Origin of the sequence: Paenibacillus sp. Soil787 (assembly GCF_001429545.1) — a bacterium.
Taxonomy (GTDB): Bacteria; Bacillota; Bacilli; order Paenibacillales; family NBRC-103111; genus Paenibacillus_E.
The window spans coordinates 134,618-159,266 of the sequence record NZ_LMSP01000003.1 but is presented as its reverse complement, the minus strand read 5'-3'; the positions used below and the strand labels follow the sequence as shown (position 1 = coordinate 159,266).

At 47.7% G+C, this 24,649-nt stretch carries 13 protein-coding genes; 12 read left to right on the top strand and 1 reads right to left on the bottom strand.

Features of this window, described 5'->3' with window-relative positions:
• Window positions 1–109 precede the first annotated feature (109 nt).
• From ASG93_RS06770 to ASG93_RS06725, 11 genes are all read left to right on the top strand, one after another.
• Complete coding sequence (locus ASG93_RS06770; protein ID WP_056830153.1) at window positions 110–2,449, top strand: AraC family transcriptional regulator; 2,340 nt, start codon at window positions 110–112, stop codon at window positions 2,447–2,449.
• A gap of 51 nt (window positions 2,450–2,500) precedes the next feature.
• The gene (locus ASG93_RS06765; RefSeq protein WP_056830151.1) at window positions 2,501–4,132 is read left to right on the top strand and encodes an ABC transporter substrate-binding protein; all 1,632 of its coding nucleotides are present in this window, start codon (window positions 2,501–2,503) and stop codon (window positions 4,130–4,132) included.
• A gap of 442 nt (window positions 4,133–4,574) precedes the next feature.
• Window positions 4,575–7,685: a glycoside hydrolase family 2 TIM barrel-domain containing protein gene (locus ASG93_RS06760; protein WP_056830149.1), complete on the top strand. Its 3,111-nt coding sequence runs from the start codon at window positions 4,575–4,577 to the stop codon at window positions 7,683–7,685.
• A 398-nt stretch (window positions 7,686–8,083) separates the two neighbouring features.
• A complete protein-coding gene (locus ASG93_RS34870) occupies window positions 8,084–8,260 on the top strand; it encodes a hypothetical protein (protein ID WP_156410823.1) in 177 nt (58 codons plus the stop codon).
• Window positions 8,261–8,526: 266 nt separating this feature from the next.
• Window positions 8,527–9,495, top strand: coding sequence for an ABC transporter permease (locus ASG93_RS06755; RefSeq protein WP_235550761.1), 969 nt, complete (start codon window positions 8,527–8,529; stop codon window positions 9,493–9,495).
• Window positions 9,496–9,524: 29 nt separating this feature from the next.
• Window positions 9,525–10,409: a carbohydrate ABC transporter permease gene (locus ASG93_RS06750; protein WP_056830147.1), complete on the top strand. Its 885-nt coding sequence runs from the start codon at window positions 9,525–9,527 to the stop codon at window positions 10,407–10,409.
• Window positions 10,410–10,478: 69 nt separating this feature from the next.
• Window positions 10,479–12,113 carry an extracellular solute-binding protein gene (locus tag ASG93_RS06745; RefSeq protein ID WP_056830145.1) on the top strand — a complete coding sequence of 545 codons (1,635 nt, stop codon included), beginning with the start codon at window positions 10,479–10,481 and terminating at the stop codon, window positions 12,111–12,113.
• Between the two features lie 359 nt (window positions 12,114–12,472).
• Window positions 12,473–13,885, top strand: coding sequence for a family 43 glycosylhydrolase (locus ASG93_RS06740; RefSeq protein ID WP_056830143.1), 1,413 nt, complete (start codon window positions 12,473–12,475; stop codon window positions 13,883–13,885).
• A 39-nt stretch (window positions 13,886–13,924) separates the two neighbouring features.
• On the top strand, window positions 13,925–14,842 hold the full coding sequence (locus ASG93_RS06735; RefSeq protein ID WP_056830141.1) for a glycosyl hydrolase: 918 nt from the start codon (window positions 13,925–13,927) through the stop codon (window positions 14,840–14,842).
• A gap of 365 nt (window positions 14,843–15,207) precedes the next feature.
• Window positions 15,208–21,117 (top strand): LamG-like jellyroll fold domain-containing protein, encoded by a 5,910-nt coding sequence (locus ASG93_RS06730; RefSeq protein ID WP_056830139.1) that lies wholly within the window; start codon window positions 15,208–15,210, stop codon window positions 21,115–21,117.
• A gap of 261 nt (window positions 21,118–21,378) precedes the next feature.
• Window positions 21,379–22,323, top strand: coding sequence for a glycoside hydrolase family 43 protein (locus ASG93_RS06725; protein WP_056830137.1), 945 nt, complete (start codon window positions 21,379–21,381; stop codon window positions 22,321–22,323).
• Window positions 22,324–22,329: 6 nt separating this feature from the next.
• On the opposite strand, the gene ASG93_RS06720 is transcribed toward ASG93_RS06725, so the two are convergent.
• Complete coding sequence (locus ASG93_RS06720) at window positions 22,330–23,130, bottom strand: AraC family transcriptional regulator (protein ID WP_056830134.1); 801 nt, start codon at window positions 23,128–23,130, stop codon at window positions 22,330–22,332.
• A 178-nt stretch (window positions 23,131–23,308) separates the two neighbouring features.
• Here ASG93_RS06720 and ASG93_RS06715 point away from each other — a divergent pair, with 178 nt between their 5' ends.
• Window positions 23,309–24,463 (top strand): family 43 glycosylhydrolase, encoded by a 1,155-nt coding sequence (locus ASG93_RS06715; protein ID WP_056830131.1) that lies wholly within the window; start codon window positions 23,309–23,311, stop codon window positions 24,461–24,463.
• The last annotated feature ends 186 nt before the right edge of the window (window positions 24,464–24,649 follow it).

Here is a 24,649-nt window from a genome sequence, read left to right as displayed (position 1 = left end):
CTTATTTTTAATGTATTTTGGAAATGAAAAGGCTATATTAAGAAATCTGTCTTTATGTGTATAATAAAATCGTATTTCATCAAAATTTAAGACACAGGTGGCGTGCACAATGAAAACGATTATGTCATTTATCCGAAAAAAGAATATGCTTTTTAAAATCATACTTTCCTATGCACTCATCGGTTTTTTGTTTATGACGGTTTTTTCATATGCGATTTTGCAAAGGGTTTCAAGCAATTTGAAGTCTGAGATTAATGAAACGTCTACAAGGATGATCGACCAATCCTACAATACGGCTGATATTTTGCTTACTTCCACTTTTAATTATTATTCGCAGCTGTTCCTCAAGAATGAATTCATATCCAGCGCTTTGAACGGAAAAGATTTCAGTTCCGGCGAGATATATTCAATTAATACTCAGTTAAGCAATTTTAAACAAACAAATCCGCTTGTTTCTTCGATTTATGTTTATAACCATAACGCGGGAATTGTTTTTTCGTCAGCTTTGACGTTTAGTACCATCGAGGATTTTGTTGATAAGGATATGACAGAAATGCTTCGACGGAAAAATTTGAATGAGCAGGGTATTTTTATTCCACGTGTTGCAAAACTTGCGTTCCCAAATAGCAGCAGTATAGAAACTCAAAATGTAATCTCCGTTATTTATTCCAATATGCGTGCTGATGGTCGGCTGGATAGTATGGTTCTTAATCTGGATCAAGCCGTTCTGCAAGAACTTATCATGAAAGGAAGCGGCGATGGCTCTCATAAAATGATGATCATTAATGATCAAGGGCTCATTATTTCACGTCCGGACGGCATCAATTTGAAAGAAGACGATTCTTATAGAATTTTCATGAAAACGATTATAGATTCCAATGACAAACGGGGGCACATGTTATCAACACTTGGCGGTACGACTTATATGGTTTCTTACGTAAAGGCGGATCGGCTGGGCTGGAATTTCATTATATTATCCAATTATGAAGAATTGCTTGACAAAGTAAAAGCCATGCAAAGCTTCATCTTGGGAATAACGTTGCTAGGTCTGGCAGCGATGGCGATTACTTCAGCATTTTTCACCAAGATCATTTATATACCTATTTATCAATTGATCAAAAAAACCATAACAGCTGCCGAGACGAAAGATAAGCCGATTCTGAACGAATACGATCTGTTAAACAAATCGTTTTCTTTGCTGGAGAATAAGGTCAATACGCTTCAAACCGATATCAAACAATCGGTCTCTGCGAGCAAACAAAGCCTTCTTCGCTCCATTCTTCATGGAACAATTGGCAATAAAACGGAAACTTATAAAGCAATGAAAAAACATGAGCTAGGCACAGAATCCGACCGTTATGTGGTATGTGTGCTAAAGATCGATAACTTTTATAAAATGTCCGAGAAATATGATATGGTTGATATTTCATTGTTGAAGTTTGCGATTGAAAATATCAGTCGTGAGATCGTGTCCAGGCGATATAAGTTGGAAATATTGGAGGACGGCCATGATTCTTTGGATCTGATCTTTAATATTGGACCCCAAGATGAACAGAATGATCTCGGAATCGAAGATATATTGGCGGAGATACAGCTTAACGTTGAGAAGTTTCTCAAAATGACCGTTACGGCTTCCATCGGTCCTGTTGCGGAGAAATTGGAGGATATGAAGATATCCAGATTGGGCGCTTACCAAGCCGTTCATTTCCGGTTGGTTTATGGGACGAACAGCCTGATCTCCTATGACGACATTCTTTCAGCTGAGACGAAAGACTATCAATATCCCGCCCAATTGGAGAAACAAATCATGATTAGCTTGAAAGCAGGTGAGGTAGAGCGTCTTCAGGAGCTGTCATCAGAGTTTATCGCGGCTATACATCCCTTTAAATATGATGAAATCATTCTTTCTTTGCTCCAACTGCTGGTTATGACCATACGAACGGCCAAGGGCATGTCCAGCTTTGACCGGGAGGACGCTGATCTGGAGATTCATACTTGCCAGCAGGAACTAACAAGATGGGATACCCTGGAACAAATTGAGAGTTGGTACTTCTCGTTATGCGAGAGGATCATTGCCATAAGAGATAAGGAATCCCGGTCCAAAAACAGCAAGACCATAGAAAAAGTGGTGGAATACATCAATGAGCACTACACGGACCCTAATCTTTCCGTGGATATGTTATCCAATTTGATCGGGCTTACAGCCAGTTATGTGCGAAAGTTGTTCAAAGACGAGATGGGGAAATCTGTCGCAGAGTATATGGCGGAGCTTCGATTCCATAAAGCGCAGGAGCTTTTGCTAAAGACCGATCATCCAGCCAAAAAAGTCGGAGAAATGGTCGGCTTCGACAACACGAGTTACTTCTATGTATCATTTAAGAAACATGTGGGGATGACCCCCGATCATTTCCGAAGGGAAAATAAGCTGGTATCCATGTCGAATGATTAATGAGAATCGTCGTTTTACTGTGAGAAACTTATATAAGGGAGGCAAGCAGAAGTGAAACGTTATTTCAAAAATGCAGCTATACCTGCAATGGTTGTTACACTCAGTTTAAGCGGCATCTTGTCAGCATGTACGAGTAAAGAAAGCGGGAGCAGCGTATCTCCGAAAGGGACTTCAACACCTGCAGCAGCTCTTTCTCCAGTGACACTGAAGTTCATGCTGTTCGGCGCGAAGTCTATTGATTTGGATAAAATATTGGCCAAGTTTGAGGAAGTCAGCAAAGATACACTGAATACAAAGCTTGAATTTGAGTACAATCCTCCTTCCGATCACAGGCAAAAAATGCAGTTGAAAATGTCGACTGCCGAGCCAGTTGATCTGATGTTTGATGCGCCATGGATGAGCCTTTATAACAACGTCAGTCTGGGGTACTATCAGCAGCTGGACAAGTACTTCAATAATGATCAATATCCGGGATTGAAGAAAGCGTTCCCGCCGGAGCTGCTCGAAGCCAATAAAATTAACGGACATATCTACACGATTCCGTTTCTTACTTCTTATGTCGATCCTTCCGTGATTAGTATCCGTAAGGACATTCGGGAAGAGTTTGGCATGCAGCCGATTAAATCGATGGATGAATTCAAGAAATATTTGGATACCGTTCAGACGAAGCATCCTGACTATGTTCCACTTTCAGTCGGAGGACGCGGAGTTTATCGCCTGGGTGTTCCGCAAGAGAACGGGCGTAAAGACATTCGCCTAGCTCCTACCGTGCAAGATTCGTTCACAGGTGGAATTCCGTTCAGTGTCGCCTTGTCGGCGGATGGCAAGAAAGTGCTGGGCGCCGCAACCATCGGCGACCCGGAATCCGAATTCGTGAAGTTCCCTGCTCCTTTCAATAGCCATGATTCGATCTACGGCCACTTCGGAACAAGAGTGGAATATAGAAAGTACAATAATAAAGATCCGCTATCCGCCCAAGCTGACGCGGCTCTCGATCCGGCCAAACAAGCTTCTACTGAGGGAGCTACCCTCTTGGGGATTACCGGTGCAACGACCAACCTTAAGAAAGTCCTTCCAAACGCTTCGTGGGAGCCGTTCTTCTATACCAGCCCCGATGTACAAAGCATGAAGCCAGGCGCTCTCCGGACAGATTTCCGTGCAAACAACAGCGTTGTTATTCCTATAAGTTCGAAGAATGCAGACCGTACCATGAAGTTCCTGGATTGGTTGTTCAGCAGCAAGGACAATCATGACCTGTTTGAATTGGGGATCGAAGGTGTGCATTGGACCAAGGATGGAGATAACGGCTTCAAGCCTACGGACAAAGCCTCCGACTATGTGTTGCAAGGCTACGAGTTGACCTGGAATCCGACCATGTCCCGGATTGATACCAACCAGGATCCGGAAATTCTGAAATATATTAATTATATTAAGGATGAGAAGAGCTACTATCAGGTGGGGCTGTCCGGATTTATCTTTGATACCAAGCCGGTAGCAACTGAAATCGGCAAAATTAAACCGAAATTGCAACAAACGGCGGATATCTTAATGACGGGCTTGGAACCGAAATGGAAAGAATACGCCCAGAAATCCAATAAAGAATGGCGTGATATGGGACTAGAAACCGTGCGTGCGGAAGTGATCAAGCAAGTCCAGGCTTACCTTGATGCTGGCGGCAAGTAATTATCAGAACCTGAATTTATTTTATGCCCCCATTCCCCATTCGGTGCTTGGGGATGACCCCCGATCATTTCCGAAGGGAAAATAAGCTAGTATCCGTGTCGAATTATTAATGAGAATCGTCAGTTTCCTAGGAGAAACTGGCGGTTTTTTATCGTGGGGCGCTCAATTCGCTCTTTTTATTCAAATTCACGGTTTTTAAACTAGTCGTTTTCCACATTTTCAAACAAATTACGGATAGTTACGCTGTTCAAATCCTTGGGGCGCTGGCATATTTGGGAGTACAGAAACAGATGATTGTATATCGATATGGAACCCACGGCGACCAGCATTCACGGCGACCAGCATTAAGGATAAGATCAAGAATGTCAGTTGATTGTATTTACCATAATATTGCAATTTTTATCTGAATCAGTCCAAAGTGACAAAGGAAGGTGCTGCACTAATGTTTAAAAAATTAGATTACCAACCACCCGCCAATGGTTATCCGGAATGGAACAACAATCCGGACATCTTCATGCTGAACCGGATGGATGCCCGTGCGACCTTCACTCCGTACGACACCTTCGAGGAAGCGGTAAGGAACGATCCCTCTGCTTCCCGCCGGATTCTATCCTTGAACGGCATGTGGAAGTTCCACTGGGCCGGGAATCCGGAGGGGAGGCCGACGGATTTTGAAAGGGAAGGGTATGACGTATCCGGGTGGGATGAGATCCCCGTCCCCTCCCAATGGCAGTTCCACGGCTATGACTACCCCCAATACACCAACGTCCATTACCCCTGGAGCAACCAGGAGGATCTCAAACCCCCGTTCGCACCGACAAAGTACAATCCAGTCGGTTCTTACGTGCGCACCTTCTCGGTTCCGGAGGATTGGGCGGGAAGCCCCGTGTATCTGCACTTCCGCGGTGTGGAATCCGCATTCTACGTATGGCTGAACGGGGATCTGGTCGGCTACAGCGAGGACACCTTCACTCCTGCGGAGTTCGATCTGACCCCCTATCTGCAGCCCGGAGAGAACAAGCTGGCCGTCGAGGTCTACCGCTGGTGCGACGCCAGCTGGTTGGAGGACCAGGACTTCTGGCGTCTGTCCGGCATTTTCCGGGAGGTGCTTCTGATCTCTCCGCCGCCGGAGCACATCTATGATTTCCGAGTCCGCACGGAATTGGACGAGTCTTATGACGATGCGGAGCTGGAGGTGCAGGTGAAGCTGCTCCGGTATGCCGGCTTGGGCGGCGGAGAGCTTCAAGTGGATGGCGTACTGCTCGATGCATGCGGTCAGCCGGTGACAGGCTCCGCCTTCCGCTCATCCGTCCGGGTGGAGGACGGCTCGTTCGCCACAACCCAGCTGCGGGCGTCGGTGGCCAACCCGCACAAGTGGAGCGCCGAGCACCCGAACCTGTACACGCTGGTGTTATCCCTGCGCGGGAAAGACGGCACGCTGCTTCAAGCTGTCAGCTGCAAGGTCGGCTTCCGCAAGTTCGAAATCCAGGACAATGTCATGCTGTTGAACGGCAAGCGCATCGTATTCAAGGGCACCAACCGCCACGAATTCTCCTGCGAAACGGGCCGTGCGCTTAGCCTTGAGGATATGGTCAAGGATGTCCGTTTGATGAAGGCTTACAATATTAATGCCGTGCGAACCTCCCATTATCCGAACCATCCAGCCTGGTACGATCTGTGCGATGAATTCGGTCTGTACGTTATCGACGAGACCAATCTGGAGAGCCACGGCACCTGGCGATTCTACAATGAGGAGGATATCGTTCCGGCCAGCAAGCCCGAGTGGAAGGATAACGTGGTGGACCGCGCTCGCTCTATGATGGAAAGGGATAAGAACCATCCTTCTATCCTGATGTGGTCCTTGGGCAATGAAGCCTCCTGCGGAGAGAACTTCCGGCATATGTACAGGTTCTTGAAGGAGAATGATCCTACCCGTCTCGTACAATACGAGGGCGTCTTCTTAAACCGTCAATTCGAGGACGTATCGGATGTGGAGAGCCAAATGTACACCTTCCCTGTCGATGTGGAGAGATATGCGCTGAAACAACCGAAAAAGCCGTTCATTCTTTGTGAATACAGCCACGCCATGGGCAACTCCAATGGCAACCTGTTCAAATACACCCAGCTGTTCGACAAGTATCCGGTGCTCCAAGGCGGCTTCATCTGGGACTGGGTAGACCAAGCGATCCGCACACGGACACCGGATGGTACGGAATATTTGGCTTATGGCGGTGATTTCGGAGAATCCCCTCATGACGGCAACGGCTGCGGTAACGGACTGTTGTTCGCGGACAGGAAGGTGTCTCCGAAGCTGGAGGAGGTCAAGGCCTGCTACCAGAACGTGGGATTCAGCGGCTGGAACCCGGTTACCGGGGGCTTGACGGTGACGAACAAGTTCCTGTTCACACGCTTGGACGAGTTCGAATGGGTCTGGCAGTTGCTTCTAGGCGGCCGTCCAGTCGGGGAGGCCATGCGGGGCAGCTTTGCTGTGGAACCTCTGACCACCTCGGATATCGTGCTCCGCTTGCCGGAATTCCCGTCGGAACCGGAGGATGCCGAGCTCTTGCTTGAGGTCAGCCTGCGGCTAAAGAAGACGGAGCTCTGGGCAGAAGCGGGCCACGAGGTGGCATGGGCACAGTTGCCCGTGCACATGATTCCCGCCGGCCGGAAGCCAACCCCTGCAACTGGGGCAGGAATGCCGGAGCTGACGGAATCGTCCGGTCAGTGGCTAGTCCGTGGCAGCGCCTTCGAAGCTGCCTTCGATACTGCCACCGGGACTATTGTCTCCTACCGTTTCGATGGAGCGGAGCTTCTGCAGATGGGTCCGGAGCCTACCTTCTGGCGGGCCATGACGGATAATGACCGGGGCAGCAATCTGCCGAATAGGTCCGAGGTATGGCGAGAAGCCGGTCAAGAGCTTACCCTCCGCCGGTTGACGAGGCGTCCTTCAGCTGGCGCATGGGAGATCACCGCCGAATTCACACTGGAAACGACGGCCATATCCTTCTGCACGGTGCGGTATACCGTGTTCGAAGATGGCATGGTCGCCGTGGAAGAGACGCTAGCTCCGGGGGAAAACCTGCCCGAACTGCCGGCCATAGGCATGATGCTCGTGATGGACGCCGGATATGACCGGATCGAATGGTACGGCCGCGGCCCCCATGAGAACCATTGGGACCGTGCCGTCGGCGCCAAGCTGGGGGTATTCACCGGACGGGCGATGGAGGAATTCATGCCCTACCTGAAGCCGCAGGAATGTGGGAACAAAACAGGCGTTCGCTGGATCAAGGTGCATAACGAGGCGGGCCAAGGCATGCTATTTACGGCGGAGAACGAGATGGAAGCCAGCGTGCTGCCTTATACGCCGACGGAACTGGAAGAGAGCGACCATGCCTACAAGTTGCCGCCGGCTGACAAGACGGTGGTGCGCATTCTGCACAAGCAGATGGGCGTAGGCGGGGACGAAAGCTGGTCGGCCAAGACGCATCCGGAATTTACGCTTTATGCGAACCGTATCTACTCGTACCGATACACGATGAGCGGAGTACGCTGATCGCACCGAACAGAGAATAACAACAATCTTTACGAAAAGAGCCTTTATTTTTTAACCTTCGCCTAAATGTGGGTGTAATTAAAAATGTTGCTGATCTGAAGATACTATATCGTTGAGTTTGAAGACGCATTTCGTAAGCCCGAACCTTGATGGTTTGGGTTTTTTGTGCACCACGCATGGCGATGGAAGATGGAGGAAAACTTCCGGCCCGAGGAACACAAACATCATCAGGCGAAAGGAATGGGATGAGCTCGCATGACAGGGAAAATCCAATACACTACACGGACATTCCAATTTAAATGGTACGGGCACATACCTGCAGAGGCCATAGTACGTACTTAAATCTATCAGTTAAGATAACCCCAAATGACCGGGAGGATGCTGAACTGGAGATTCATGTGCGAAAGTTGTTCAAAGAAGAGATGGGGAAATCTGTCGCCGAGTTTATGGCGGAGCTTCGATTCCATAAAGCGCAGGAGCTTTTGCTAAATACCGATCATCCAGCCAAAAAAACGGAGAAAGGGTCAGATTCGACAACACGAGTTACTTCTTTGTATCATTTAAGAAACATGTAGGGATGATCCCCGATCATTTCCGAAGGGAAAATAAGCTGGTATCCATGTCAAATAATTAACGAGAATCGTCTGTTTCCTAGGAGAAACTGACGATTTTTTCTATCTTCCGGCGCTCAATTCGCTCTTTTTATTCAAATTCACGGTTTTTAAACTAGTGATATTCCACATTTTCGATCAAATTACGGATAGTTACGCTATTCAAATCCTTGGGGCACTGGCATATTGGGAGTACAGATCAAACAAATACAAACAACAAGGAGGATCCCGTGGAGAAAACTATTCCAATCAAGAATCTGTCGAAAAGTATGACAATTAAAAAGAAATCGTCCTTTATCCAAGAAATACGAAAAAATCACTTATTGTACCTTTTGACCCTGCCAGCCATCCTGTTAATTTTTGTGTTTGCCTACTTGCCGATATTCGGGATTGTCATTGCCTTCCAAGACTATAATCCTATAAAAGGGATATTCGGAAGCGATTTTGTAGGCTTTAAAAATTTTCGTTTCTTTCTTGAATCCAATGAAATTTTCAAAGTATTATTTAACACTGTATTTCTAAATCTGTTATTTATCATGTGCGGAACGATTGTTTCCGTTTCGATCGCAGTTATGTTTTCAGAGCTCAAGTCCAAAAAATTTAAGGTTATCACACAAACCATGGTGACATTACCTAATTTCTTGTCCTGGACTGTAGTTGCCATGATCATCTCCGTATTTTTTACGTATCAAGGCGGGATTCTTAATAAGATCTTGAATACGTTCGGATTCGAGTCCGTTGCTTTCTTTAATGAAGCTGCATATTGGCCATTCTTCCTGGTATGCATCAAGATTTGGCATGGGGCTGGCTTTGGATCGATTGTGTATTTGGCGGCAATCTCAGGTATCAACCCCGAAATCTATGAATCCGCTGGGATGGATGGAGCGAGCAGATGGGACAAGATATGGCATATCACTCTGCCTCTTCTCAAGCCTACGGTTATCCTGTTGTTGTTACTGGCTGTTGGAGGCATCTTCTACGGTGATATTGGCATGATTTATGCCATTGTTGGCAAGAATGCGCTCCTGTATCCGACTACAGATGTCATTGACACCTACGTATATCGTGCTCTGACAGATTTGGGCGATATTTCGATGTCTGCAGCTGTTGGCTTCTTCCAATCCGTAGTCGGGTTCGTGTTGGTTGTTGCTGCTAATCAGATCACACGCAAATTATCAAATGACTCGGCCTTGTATTAAATTAAAAATTGGATTGAGGTGAAAATGCTATGAACATTAAAGAAAGCATAGGGGACCGCGCTCTTCTTTCCCTTATGTATGCGGCGATTGCGGTTTTTGCAATCATGTGTTTGCTTCCCTTCGTAAGCGTGATCAGCTCATCGATATCAACAGAAGGGTCACTATTGAGAAATGGTTTCAGTCTGTTCCCTAAAGAGGTGTCTTTCGAGGCTTACCAGCTCTTGTTTAAAAATAGTACGATCTATAAGTCATACGGTGTTACGATTTTTATCACAGTTGTTGGAACCGTTCTGGCCATGCTGGTAACATGCGCCCTTGCTTATCCGTTGTCTCTCCGTTCTCTAAAGTACCGTAATCATATCGCGTTCTATGTATTCTTTACGCTGCTGTTTCATGGAGGACTTGTTACCAGCTACATTCTAATTACGAAGTATTTAGGTTTGAAGGACTCGATCTGGGTACTTATCATTCCGTCATTATTAAATCCGTTTAATATGTTCTTAATGCGTAACTTCTTCCAGTCCATCGATGAATCGCTGGCGGAATCAGCGAAGATGGACGGTGCTAACGAGATCTATATCATGTTCCGCATCATGATTCCCATATCATTGCCCGCCATGGCGACAGTCAGCCTATTTTATGCTTTGGGCTTTTGGAACAAATGGTTTGAGGCGTTGCTATATATTTCGAAGGAAGATTTATTCCCGTTGCAATATTTAATTAAACGGATTTTGGAGAATGCCGATTTTAGCAAGCAGCTCGCCGCGGGAGTCTCAGTACCAGGCTATGTGGCCCCTACACTTACAACCCGGATGGCTACAACAATTGTAACGATAGGTCCCATCATCTTCTTGTACCCGTTCCTTCAGAAGTATTTCGTTAAAGGTCTGCTTGTTGGTGCAGTAAAAGGTTGATACCAGGGCTGAACACGCTTAAAGCGGTTTAGAATAGATATTTAATTATACAAGGGAGGAAATAAAAAAATGAAACGTTATTTCAAAAAGGCTGCAATACCTGCACTGGTTGTAACAATTAGTTTAGGCACCATCTTGTCAGCTTGTTCGAACAAAGGCTCCGACAGCGCGAGCAGCGCATCTCCGAATGGAACTGCAACAACGGCTACAGCTCCTTCTCCAGCGACACTGAAATTCATGCTTTTCGGTGAGAAGCCTGCTGATTTGGGGGAAGTATTGGCCAAATTCGAGGAAGTCAGCAAAGATACACTGAATACTAAGCTTGATATTGAGTACAACCCTTCTGCTGATCACAAGCAAAAGATGCAGTTGAAAATGTCTACTGGCGAAGCAGTTGATCTGATGTTTGACGCGCCATGGATGTTCCTTTATAACAACGTCAGTCTGGGGTACTATCAGCAGTTAGACAAGTACTTCAATAATGATCAATACCCAGGACTCAAGAAAGCGTTCCCGCCGGAGATGCTTGAATCAAATAAAATTAACGGCCATATCTATTCGATTCCGTTTCTAACGTCGTATACCGATCCTTTCATTATTAGTATCCGCAAAGACATCCGAGAAGAAGTGGGCGCAGCGCCAGTAAAATCCTTGGATGATTACAAGAAATACCTGGATGCTGTACAAGCGAAGCATCCTGACTATGTAGCAGCAGCTATTGGAGGCCGCGGTATTTATCGCTTGGGTATCCCGCAAGAGAACGGGCGTAAAGACATTCGCCTAGCTGCTGTCGTACAAGATTCGTTCACAGGCGGTATTCCGTTCAGTGTCGCCTTGTCGGCGGATGGTAAGAAGGTTCTCGGCGCCGCAACTATCGGTGACCCGGAATCTGAATTCGCTAAATTCCCTGCACCTTTTAACACGCATGATTCGATTTATGGCCACTTTGGAACGAGAGTGGAATATAGAAAGTACAATAATAAAGATCCATTATCAGCCTCAGCTAACCAGGCTCTTGATCCGGCTAAAAATGCTTCAGGGGAGGGTAACCTCTTAGGGTTTACTGCGGGTAATGCTGTTGCTAAGAAAGCAGTTCCAAATGCTACGTTTGAACCTTTCTTCTATACCAGCCCGGATGTTCAAAATATGAAGCCTGCTGCTCTTAGAACAGATTTCCGTGCAAACAACAGCGTTGTTATTCCTACAACCTCGAAGAATGCTGACCGTACCATGAAGTTCCTGGATTGGTTGTACAGCAGCAAGGACAACCATGACCTGTTCGAATTAGGGATCGAAGGAGAACACTGGACCAAGGACGGAGAGAACGGTTTCAAACCTACTGACAAAGCCGCCAACTATTCGTTCCAGGGTTATGAGTTGACTTGGAATCCGAATTTGTCCCGGATTAATACCAACCAGGATCCAGAAGTCCTCAAATATATCAAATATGCAATGGATAAAAACAGCTACTATCAAGTCGCACTCTCCGGATTCATCTTTGATGCCAAGCCGGTTGCTACAGAACTTGGAAAAATTAAACCGAAATTGCAACAAACTGCGGATCTCTTGATGACGGGCATGGAACCGAAATGGAAAGAACTCGCACAGAAAAGTAATAAGGAATGGCGCGATATGGGTCTTGAAACTGTTCGCGCAGAAGTTATCAAGCAAGTCCAAGCTTACCTTGATGGCGGCGGCAAGTAATAAGAGAATCTAGACTCATTAAAGTTGTATGTAGATGCCCCCATTCCCCATCTGAGGCGTGGGGGCATCTTTTTATAAAAAAGACAAATAGGATGATCCTTACCGCTAGGAGAATGAGAAAATGAGCCGTTTAGTTCTGTATGATGCTCCCAAGGTTGCAGTTGGGATTGATGGTGTTATATTTTGCGCCGGGTATGCACTATATCGAGTCGTATTAACGGAGAGTTAATCTTACGACCGGAGCAAGGGAAGTTTGTCATGAATGAATATGCTAGGGGAGTCAGCTTCCATAAGATCGAGGAGGATAAATGAAATGGATGATATAGAACTACTATTATCAAATCATTGGGGGGCCTACAATGTCTAAAATTCAAGGTATTACCACTATTTTGGCAGGCGACTATCCGGATCCATCTATTGTTAGAGTCAGCGAGGATTACTATATGACGCACTCTTCCTTTCACTATACACCGGGACTTCTCATATGGCATTCCCGGAATTTAGTCGATTGGGAGCCTGTCGGTCACGCGATTCATGAGCATGTCGGCGGATCGATTATGGCGCCGGATTTGATTTACTATGAAGGACTCTTTTATATCTATTTTCCGGCTGGCGGAACTAACTGGGTCGTTACTGCAGAAAACCCTGCAGGGCCTTGGAGTAAACCTATCGATTTGATGGTCGGTTATATCGACCCGGGACATGCAGCAGATCAAGAGGGGAATCGTTACCTGTTCTTGTCCGAAGGATACAGGATCAAGCTATCCAAGGATGGCCTATCTACCTTAGGAGACTTAACGAAGGTATACGACGGTTGGAGATATCCTAAGGAATGGTTGACGGAAGGCTTTTATCTGGAGTCTCCAAAGCTTACGTTTAAGGACGGATATTACTTTAAGACCAGCGCGCAAGGGGGGACTGCCGGGCCTGCGACCAGCCACATGATCGTCTCTGCACGTTCCAGTTCCTTGGAGGGTCCGTGGGAGAATTCTCCGTTCAATCCGATTGTGCGTACGAAGCATCGCAGCGAAACTTGGTGGTCCAAGGGTCACGGGACGTTGGTTGATACGCCCGAAGGGAATTGGTTTGTCGTGTATCATGCCTATGAAAAAGACTTTTATACCCTAGGCAGGCAGACGCTGATCGAACCGATTGGGTGGACAGCCGATGGCTGGTTCACCGCAGTGAATGCCGAGGATGGAGCAGCTCATGAGGCTTCAGCAGCCGCATTGCCTTCGGTTGAAGCATATCGGCTTGCGGATTCCGGACGATTGGGACTGCATTGGCATTTCTTCGGGGGAGAACGTCTTGACGATTATCAAATCGAAGATAACCAATTCGTATTGAAGGCAGTTCCCAAGAATCGTTCAGAACCGCTTTTATGCATTCCGGTGCACCATACTTATACGGCCGAGGTTTCCGTTGAGGTGGAAGGTGATGCAGAAGGCACGCTGGGCTTGTTCTATAAACCAGGCTTCCACTTTGGTATCGGCTTTGATGGCAAGGGGTCGTTCGTATTCCGAAATCTAAATACGAATGAACGCAATGCAGTGTCCGGAGAATCCGTAACGCTTCGAATCGTCAATGATCATCATGAGGTAAGCTTATACTTCCGTGACTTGCAAGGACAGTGGACCAAACTGGATCACGGTTTCGAAACGTCCGGCTACCACCACAATGTATTGGGAGGCTTTCTAAGTCTGCGAATCGCGTTGCATGCAACAGGCGAAGGCCGAGTTAAGTTCAGTAATTTCACCTACAGATCTCTTTGAAGATAATAAAGAGTTCGGAAATGACAAGGAGGAATAAATATGAATGCACCCTTATTTAGGGATCCAATGTATGACGGGGCTGCCGATCCAGTTGTAATTTGGAACAGAGAGGCAAAGGAATGGTGGATGATTTATACGAATCGCCGGGCAACACAGGAAGGTCCGAAATTCGGATGGGTGCATGGCACCAATCTCGGTGTCGCTTCTTCTTCGGATGGCGGATCAACCTGGTTATACCGGGGAACACTGGAAGGTCTTGAAACAGAATGGGGCAGAAACACGTTCTGGGCGCCCGAAATCATTTGGCATGATGGGCTATATCATATGTATGTCACTTATGTCCATGGCGTACCGATAAGTTGGTCGGGCAAGGCTCGTATCAGGCATTATACAAGCCCCGACCTTATTCGTTGGGAGTTCCAGTCTACACTTGGAATAAGTGAGGAGAACGTGATCGATGCCTGTGTGTATCAACTGCCGAACGGCATGTTTCGGATGTGGTTTAAACAGTGGAATCATACCTACGCTGCGGATAGCAAAGATCTGTATAATTGGCAGCCAATTGGACCAGTGATTACCGATGAATTACATGAAGGACCGAATGTGTTTCACTTTAAAGGCTATTATTGGATGATCATAGATGAATGGAAAGGACAAGGCGTTTACCGTTCCGATGATTTGGAGAAGTGGGAGCGGCAAGGCCGAATTCTTGAAAAACCAGGTTTGCGAGAGGAAGACGGAACGATCGCCAATCACGCAGACGTAGTCGTCCAAGGAGATCAAGCCTATATCTTTTATTTTACTCATCCCGGCAGAGTGGACGGGTTCGATGACGGGTCCTATCAATGTCGCCGTACTTCGATTCAGGTTGCCAGATTGGATGTGTTGGATGGCTTGCTGACATGTGACCGGAACGAGAGCTTTGAGCTTAAGTTGTCACCGGATGATGAAAGCTAATCAAATCGCTGAATGACTGAAGACCGCTAGTTCCCTTTTAGGAATTGGCGGTCTTTTCATCGTTTAGGATGTTTATTGCCGAACTTTATTCAATTTGCCGCTTTTTAAATACATAGTTTTCTACATTTTTATTCAATGTGCCTTTAGTTAAGCTTTTCAATTTTCGTGTGGATAGGCATATTGGTAGTAAGGAAGGACAGCAGCTGCGTTGATCGGCGCAGTGAAAGACTGATCCCCAGATAGGCTGAACTCGCTTCGGCGGTTTAGTATAGATTTACGACTAAATTAGGAGGGAAGAAATGAAAACGAAATTCGAACAGGTCGTTTTGCCCGCAATGGGCTCAATCATGAAAGGAGGTCTTTAAATGAAGGGGTTTCTGCCAAAATGTAAACGCTCTCTTACTATCGTATTATCTCTGCTAATTTTAGGCGGCGCCACACCGGTTAGCCATGTAACCGTACAGGCTGCCGAAGCTTCAGCCATTGCACCCTATACCTCTTATGATTCCGCTGTGCCGACGCCGCAAAATAGCGCAATCATCAATCCGAACTATGACCGAAGCTATGACAAGTATGTGGTCAAAGGTCCGACAGGACTCGTCCACCCGGGTATTCTGCAATCACGAACGGATCTGAACACCATGAGGGATATGGTTTGGCAGGGGAAAGAGCCTTGGGCATCTGCATTCGATTCATTCAGAAGGACTCCTGAATCCTCGAAAAATGTTGTGATCTATGGGAACGGAGGAACGCAAAAGGAATTCGTCTATTCCCAAATCTCCGACAGCAATGGGGACAAGCAATTGCGCCAAGATGCCACGACAGCTTATCAACAAGCGCTCATGTGGTACATCACGGGGGATCAGGATTACCTGAACAACGCCAAAAAGGTATTGGACGCGTGGGGCAATGGTCTCAAGCAATTTTTCAATACGACGGAGCCGGCCAATTGGGACACTATCGCATCGGTGTGGGGGGCATCCAGCGTTCTCAGCTCCGGTGTAGGAGGTCAGAAGATGGCTGCCGCTGCAGAAATTCTTCTCTATACGCCAAGCTCCGGGTGGTGCCGGGACGCCCAAGGCAATATCGATTATGAAACAAAGAAGGTCTTCGATAATTTCTTAAGACTCATCTGGCAAGAATCGAACAAGTGGTACGGATTTTTTAATCAAGCGGCCGTAGGGAACATGGGGTATATGTCCATTTCCATCTTCCTGGACGATATCAACGGTTATAACGAAGCGGTGGAGCGGTTTGCCTACAATAAAAAAGCGGTAGACGACGCAAATACAACCGGAGCAAACAGCACCAATTTCTCGATTGCCGCGATGGTATTGGATAATGGAGAGGTCGTCGAAATGGGACGCGACCAGCCTCATTCGGGCGGTGACGTGGCGGCGCTCGGAGCAGCGGCCCGAACCATCCATGTGCAGGGGACGAAGCTTGATCCTGTAACCGGGGTTCCGGTTGCCGAGGGCGGGGTAGACCCCTACGAGTTCCAGAATCAAAAGCTGCTAAAGGCCTTAACTTATTATACGAAATACAATGCAGGGTACGATGTGGACTATATTCCCAATGTCAACGGCTTGGGGCAAAAGACCGAATGGTCCGCCGTCAGTCCGGGGGGACGGGGAAGCGGAACGGATATCGTTTCCATCTATAATCATTATAAATATGAGAAAGGATATTCCGGTGGTATTTACGACGAATTGTACAAATATCCCGAGCTCATGATGGACCATCCTGAAGGCCAGTCCATCGATATGCCGGGTTTTGGTCAGCTGCTCTTTACCCCTCTGAACGGTGCCTTGGCCACGGAGCCGAAGGGCCCGCCTCAGCCTTTGCAGGAAAATGGAAATTTATATGGTCTGTATAACCGGTACCCGGCTGTACCTTTTTCGTCCAACAACGCAGTTTGGTTTAAGAACGGCTTTGTAAAACCCGGAATCGCCAGTTATCTGGACGAAAACGGTTTTGTCCAATACAAAGCCGAAGGGACGATGAACGGCAACTGGATCGGCTACGAAAACTTTGATTTCGGTTCGGTTCCCGCAGATACGTTGGCGTACAACTATACCTTGAGCTCGCCGGCCGGGTCGACCATCAGCATGTACGTTACCGATCCTGACGTGAAGCTGACCGACGAGACCATGGCCCAAACAACGCCGACGGCCATCTTCCAGGTCCCCAATTCAGGCTGGTGGACCATACAGAACACCTATGTTCAAAAATTCGATAACATCGGCGATACACTGAAAGGCAAGAAAAATCTGTATTTCAAAATTACGGGTTCCAGCAACGTTTATAATCTTGCCGCCGAATCGCACTGGTTTCAATTTTCGGGCGGATTTGCCAAAACCGATAACAAGGCGATTGAAGCCCCTTATACGAGCAGATCAGGTTATGTGAAAAACGAGGCGGCGAATAACGTTACCTTGACAGACGGCGGTTATATCGGGTATCGCAATATGAATTTTGACAACGGAACCGTTCAGATGCAGTTGAATCACACAGCCGCAGGTAGCGGCATGCTTGAAATGAGGCTTGGAGGCCCGCAGGGCCGGCTCGTCAAGACGTATCCGATTGCGGATACGGCAGGCAGCATGGTGACCGCCGCGTTCGACCATCAAAATGATGAGATTATTTACGGCAATAACGGAGGCAACAACGATCTTTATTTTGTCTACAGAGGGACCGGCTCTCTGACCTTTAACAGTTTTAAATACGTAACGCCATCCTCTTCCGGAACGGTTCAGTCGTCAAAAACGCAAGGTGGAAGCTATCTTTCCGATCTGTACGGCAACGCCGAGAAAGTTGGGGATAATGTCGTATTAAAAGGAGACAGCTCCGCAGTCGCATATCGTAATGCCAATATGGGATCCAAAGGTGATGACCGGCGCTTTATGGTTTTGCGGGTGAAGAGCAGCGAGCCTGTTGTCATGAAAGCCATCGATCTTGGCAATGGAAATGCAGCCACCAATACCGTAGCTGAATTTGCTGTTCCGAATACGAACGGCGAGTTCGTAACGATCGCATATGATTTGGCGAAATCGGGTTTTGCTGCGCGAGAAGGCGGGATTTATCTCAGGCTGCAAGCAACCGGCGGAACTGCCGATGGCAGTGTGGAAGTTGATTACTTCAGTTTTGACAATGCCGATCTCCCGTTTGTCGATCTGCTGCAAGCTGTATCTATCGTGTCCGATCATCCGGGCAATCCTTCCATCGCAACGCTGGGAGATACCGTGACCTTATCGTTTACTGCTAGCGAACCGATCGACAGTGTTGCCGTTTATTTCGGCAGTACGAAGATGGATACCGTTTCCACAGATGCCCGTCATTTTACCGTGACGCAAAAGCTTGGAGAAAGCTATACGCCTGGCAAAGTCCAGTTCCGCATCGACTACAATCAAGGTGCGAATTTCGGGAAATCAGTCAGAAGTACGACGGGCGGCACATCGGTGACTATCGTTAATGAAGATGGGCTCATCAACGATGTATTCAAGAATCTTTCTTTGATTGATTCTACACCGGGTCGAAGCATGGATACGACAAAACAGATCGTGTCCTCTCTATTCGACGGGAATGCAGCCACCGGCTCCGATTTTCGCTCCACTAGCGGAGGCTGGGGCTCTTGGGTTGCATTTGACCTCGGCGATCAGGATAAAGTGCAATTAACCCAAGTAAAATTACTTGCAATAAATGCCGCCCGGCTAGCAGGTGCTGTCATCCAGGGAACCAACCACATCGATTATGAGCCGTGGGTGACGTTGACTGCCCCAGCAGTAAATACGATGAATTGGCAAACGTTAACGGTCCAGAATCCGAAAGCCTACCGTTATATCCGGATTTACAATGGGGCCCAATGGTTCGGCAATCTTGCCGAAGTCAAGTTCTATGGTACCGTCATCCATACGGGAAGCCCGGTCCTTCTGGACACGGTTTCGCTGAAGTCGGATAATCCGGAGGATTCTTCCTTAGCCTTGACGGGGAATACGGTCACCTTGGATTTTGCTGCCGGTAAAGCTCTTGAGAATGTCAAGGTTTATTTCGACGATAAATTGATGGAGACCGCTTCCGACGACAAGCTTCATTGGAAAGCCCGGTATACGGTTGGAACTGCTTATCAAACGGGCAAAATTTCATTTGTGATTCTGTACGATAATGGACCTGTCGTGACAGGTACCACGGACAGTTCGTCGGTAACGGTCATTGACCCGCTGCAGATTGCACTCGATAATGCGGCAAAGCTTGAAGCGGGAAATTATTCAAGACTGAGCTATTATCTATTCAACCAAGAAGTTGAACGCATCAAAGCGGAAATGACTCCGGGTTATTCTGTTATGAAAATCGCCAAGGAGCTTTACGATGCGAAGAGCTTGCTTGCCGGCAGCCCGTTATCCCTCTATTCGTTTGAAGGAAACGCCAATAATGCATTCGGGTCTGCCAACGGAACGGTTTCCGGCACCCCTGCGTACAAAGATGGGAACGTCGGGAAAGCGATCGAATTGAACGGCACCAATAGCTATGTCACGCTGCCCTCCACGCATCCTCTGTCCAGTTACAATCAGATGACCGTGTCAACTTGGGTGTACTGGAATGGCGGCAAAGATTGGCAGCGAATCTTCGATTTCGGTAACGGCACTACCCAATACATGTTCCTGACGCCGAAAACGGGTAATTTTATGCGGTTTGCAATCAAGAACGGCGGCGCCGAGCAAATCGTACAAACCTCGCAGCTCGCAGTGGGTCAGTGGGTTCATGTGGCGTTGACGCTCGGGAACGGTACGGAGAAGCTGTATGTGAACGGCGTGGAAAAGGCATCCGCTAACGTCACGATCAAGCCGAGCGACTTCAAACCGACACTAAATTATATCGGGAAAAGCCAGTTCTCCGACCCGCTGCTCAGCGGCATGCTGGACGAATTCCGTATTTACGATCATGTATTAAGCGCTGATGAGATCCTTCAGTTAGCAAACAATACGGCGCCACTGGGGGACAATTCCTTACTGGCGTACTTGCTGGATAAAGCTGCAGCGCTTGACGCCAAGCTTTACACCGAAACGAGCTGGCAAGCAGTTGCGGCAGCCGCCCGGAACGCAAAAGCATTGGCATCGAATGCCAATCAAGCTGCCATCGACGCTTCGGCCGCACAGCTGCTAAGTGCGCTTGATGCGTTAGAATTCGACAAGACGCCGCCGGCGGACGCAGCGTTGTCGGCAGATATTACAGCGCCAACCAACAGTGATGTCACTGTAACGATCAACTATCCGGATGACGCTGCAGTTAAGGAGTACAAAGTAGGAGATAACGGTACATGGACAGCGTATGGCGCTCCTGTGGTTGTTTCCGACAACGGCACGGTTTACGCAAGAGCAACGGATACAGCGGGCAACGTCTCAAATGTAACGAGCTACGTGGTCAGCAATATCGACCATATTGCGCCTGCCGATGCAACATTGGCTGTTGATACCACAACACCAACCAACCAAGGCGTCACCGTAACGATCAGCTATCCGGACGACGCTGCAGCGAAGGAATACAAAGTAGGCGAAAGCGGCGCATGGACAGCATACACCGCCCCTGTCGTTGTTGCAGGCAATGATACCGTGTATGCAAGGGGAACGGATGCTGTAGGAAACGTATCGAACGTAACCAGCATGACCGTAAACAACATCTATAAGATTGCCCCTGTCACCACCGCAATGTTGAATCCGGCTGCGCCTAACGGCAAGAACAGCTGGTACACGATGGATGTTACCGTAAGCTTGTCCGTATACGCCAGTGTATACGGAGGCGCCGTAACAACGGAATACCAGGTGAATGACGGTTCGTGGATTGTTTACAACGGTTCCATTCCTGCCTTCGGTGAAGGAACATTTAAGCTCGGTTACCGCAGTACGGATCAAGCAGGCAATGTCGAACATCTCAAAACCGTCGAGTTTAAGGTAGACAAAACGGCTCCAACGTTATCCGTCCAGTTGGATAAGACGACGATTTGGCCGGCGGAACATAAAATGGTGACGATCAATGCCACGCTGAATCCGAGTGATGCTACATCGGGTATTGAATCTGTGGTGTTAACGTCTATCACGAGCAATAAACCGGATAGCGGTCAAGGCGACATTCAGAACGCCGATTTCGGAACAGCCGACACTTCATTCAGCTTGCGTGCGGAAAAAGATCGAATCTATACCATCACGTATACAGCAACCGATAAAGCGGGCAACAAAACAGTTGTAACTGCAACTGTCACCGTGCCTCACGATCAATCTTGAAATATGAATAAGTAAGTAGAATTCAGTTACAGGGGGGAAGGCTTGGGTGCCTTCCTCCTTTAATAAATGAGAGGGGGGATATGAGGAACGGAAAGCAAAGCCATTGTGCATAATAGGTCAGTTTTTCGCCAGCTTGGATTATTGCGCGGAATAGATAAAGTACTATACTTAATATGGTAGTCAAAATAAAATGAATATTCACATGACGATCCGTTTAGATATGAAGGATGAAGAAGAGAAGAAAGAAGGAGGCTGTTTCGTTTGGAAGCCTATGTATTCGTTCATTTTAAAGAAAAAAAGACGCCTGACGGCGAGCAGGTCTATTTTGCCCTGAGCACCGATGGGTTCAATTGGGAGCAGGTGAATAACGGGAACCCTGTTCTTGAAAGCCATCTTGGGGAGAAAGGAGTTCGCGACCATACCATCGTAAGAGCCAAGAACAGCAAATTCTATATTCTAGCTACCGATCTCAGTTTGGCGAACTGCTTTCACACTAAATACAAAGGCAGCTGGCAAAATATTTCGACCGACGGCAGTAAGCATTTATCGCTGTGGGAGTCGGAGGATTTGGTAAACTGGTCGAAGCAGCGGCTGATCAAGCTCGGTGATGAAGATTTCGGCTGCCTGTGGGCCCCGGATGTGATTTACGATCCTCATCATGATGACTACGTGCTTCATTGGTCCTCCTCCCACATATCGAACAACTACGGTCCCAAGGGGATTTACTATTCGCGGACGCGGGATTTCGAGAACTTTACTACGCCAAAACTACTTTGCCGGAAGAAAGACAGCGGAATCATCGATTCCGCCATTTATGAGGAGAACGGTGTCTTCTACCGCTTCCTCAAGAGTGAGGCTAACCCCGCAACCATTATTCTGGAAAAAGGGAGTACGCTCACCGGAGACGATTACACCAGAGTTGCGGCTTTCGATGAGGAGATGGCCAAACTGCAGCAGGGCGTCTATGAAGCGCCGACCGCTTTTAGACTGAGCAACGGCAAATGGTGCCTGATGCTCGACTTCTACGGCGTCGAAGGTGAAGGGCAGGGCTATGTGCCGTTCATCTCCGATACGCTGGAAAGCGGGCGATTCATTCGCTCGGATGAAAGCTTTAGTTTCCCTTATGGTTTCAAGCATGGGACTGTGCTGCCGATAACAATGGAAGAATTTGATAGAATCAAGAGATTCTTAAATACCGGCGGCTGATCGAGTTCAGTCGTTATCATTTCTAGCTTGATTTCTGAATTTATATTGTCTAGGCGAGACGCCGACGAATTTTTTGAACTGACGCATGAAATGGGTGTCGTTCTCATAGCCGCACATTTTGGAAATGTCGGTAACCGTTAATCCACTATGATCCAAAAGGTACTTCGCGTAATCAAGTCTGGCATTAATGATGTCAGTAATCACAGAGCATCCGAATAAGTCCTTATAGATATGCTGGAAATACGATTTGCTCATATTTAGGTTGGAAGCCAGATCAGGCACAGATACGTTCTTATTGGGAGAACTGTACAACTCGTTGCGCAACTCGGAGAACTGGATGTAATATCGGTTCAGTTTGTCGGGATGGGTGGTTCGTTCCCGCAGATCGCTCAGCTTCATAAAAAAGGATCGCAGATCGCAGTCGATTATCCTGTCGCGCAGTGATCCGCCTAGACGAAAGGTACTCTGCAGGTCCATAATGTATTTGGAGATCAGCAGCGGATCAGGAGCTTTAATCAGTGTGTCCAAGGGGAGATTCAATTGTAATAGAAATTCTTGTATGTCATCTCCCTTGCAATGAAACCAGTCATTGATAAACGGGTTTTCATGTTCACGGTAATAATAGGACGACACGGGCTGAAACAAGATGAACGAGTTTTTATCGACGGTAAAAGAGGTGCCGTGCAGATTCACCTCGGCACTGCTTTTAAAGAATACAAAGGCATAATCTCCCGAGCCATTCGGTCGGTTAATCATGATACCGTCGTTGTGAACTAAATGATACCCGCAAGTAATCAACTCAAGCATACGAACACTCCCAACAAGCACGATAGGTCAGTTTTTGACTATTATAGTTCATTGAATGCGAAGGAACAACCATCTATACTTTTTTCATCCAGCTATTAGATGGACAAGCAGCTTCGCTTATGAATTTCCGAAGCAATCCGTTACAATTCCATTAGAGAAAAGAAGGCGAGATCAAGGCATGAAGATAGTAGGCGTAAAGGAAACGAATATCAGCATGGCGGCCGGCGAATCTCTGAGCCTGCCGAGACAAGTCGAGGTCGAACTGGAGGGCGGAATGGTCGAAAGATTTCCGGTCAGCTGGGAACTCGTCGACCCATCGCTTCTCGAGAAGCCGGGAAGCTTTATCGTAGAGGGGACCTTGGAGGGGGACGATTATCCGAACCCGCTGGTTCCGAACCGTGCCGATCCCTATGTGCTGAAGCATACGGACGGATATTATTATTTTACCGGGTCGGTACCGGAGTATGACCGGCTAGTGCTGCGGAGGTCCCGAACCGTCGACGGTCTTTCGACTGCTGAGGAGACTGTCATCTGGACCAAGCACGAAGCGGGAGAGATGGGCAACCATATCTGGGCGCCGGAGCTTCACAGGATCGACGGAAAATGGTACATCTACTTCGCGGCCGGCAGTGCGGAAAACAAATGGGACATCCGTCCGTACGTGCTTGAATGTGCAGATGAGAATCCCCTTACAGGAACTTGGGTGGAGAAGGGTAAAATCGAGCTCCCGGTCGAGAGCTTCTCTCTGGATGCGACAACCTTTGAGCATGAGGAACGAAGGTATTTGGTATGGGCACAGATTTTCGAGGAATCCTGTCTCTACATCGCTCTTATGGACAAGCCATGGTCGATTTCAGGTCAACCCGTGAAGCTCTCGTTCCCAGAATACGACTGGGAAATCCAGCGGCATCGCGTTAATGAAGGCCCGGCCATGCTGAAGAGAAACGGACGCTTGTATATGGCCTATTCCGCCAGCGGTACAGATGACCGTTATTGTATGGGCTTGTTAGTGGCGGCCGACACGAGCGATTTGCTCGATCCTGCTTCATGGACCAAATCGAAGGAGCCGGTATTTGTCAGCAACGAGGCCGCTTCCGAGTACGGTCCAGGGCATAATAGCTTCACGGTGTCCGAGGATGGCTCCGCCGATCTTTTCGTATATCATGCTCGTCCCTATAAAGAGATCATCGGCGATCCTCTTTACGATCCCAATCGCCATGCTCGCGTGCAGCGATTGTTCTGGAAGCCGGACGGCATGCCGTTCTTCGGCAAGCCGGGAATGAGGCTGGATTTAACCGGGCGCACAGTAAGAGTCAAGGTGACTATACAGTAGGAGAGACATATAAGAGGCTCTTTGCACAGCGGTTTTTCGTTAAAGGCGTTTTGCTTGGTTTGGTTAAAGGATAATTCGTTTTTAAAAAAAGCACCCCAAGAAGGCAATGTCATTAAGTTAAGGCGCAGGGCTAAAAATTAAGAAAAAGAGCAGGTTATCGAAAGATAACCCGCTCTTTTTTTGCGC

Excerpts from the sequence above, each read along its gene's own strand:
- ASG93_RS06740 (WP_056830143.1), top strand. The coding sequence starts at position 12,473 with ATGTCTAAAATTCAAGGTATTACCACTATTTTGGCAGGCGACTATCCG.
- ASG93_RS06770 (WP_056830153.1), top strand. The coding sequence starts at position 110 with ATGAAAACGATTATGTCATTTATCCGAAAAAAGAATATGCTTTTTAAA.
- ASG93_RS06730 (WP_056830139.1), top strand. The coding sequence starts at position 15,208 with ATGAAGGGGTTTCTGCCAAAATGTAAACGCTCTCTTACTATCGTATTA.
- ASG93_RS06715 (WP_056830131.1), top strand. The coding sequence starts at position 23,309 with ATGAAGATAGTAGGCGTAAAGGAAACGAATATCAGCATGGCGGCCGGC.
- ASG93_RS06750 (WP_056830147.1), top strand. The coding sequence starts at position 9,525 with ATGAACATTAAAGAAAGCATAGGGGACCGCGCTCTTCTTTCCCTTATG.
- ASG93_RS06760 (WP_056830149.1), top strand. The coding sequence starts at position 4,575 with ATGTTTAAAAAATTAGATTACCAACCACCCGCCAATGGTTATCCGGAA.
- ASG93_RS06720 (WP_056830134.1), bottom strand. The coding sequence starts at position 23,130 with ATGCTTGAGTTGATTACTTGCGGGTATCATTTAGTTCACAACGACGGT.
- ASG93_RS06735 (WP_056830141.1), top strand. The coding sequence starts at position 13,925 with ATGAATGCACCCTTATTTAGGGATCCAATGTATGACGGGGCTGCCGAT.
- ASG93_RS06745 (WP_056830145.1), top strand. The coding sequence starts at position 10,479 with ATGAAACGTTATTTCAAAAAGGCTGCAATACCTGCACTGGTTGTAACA.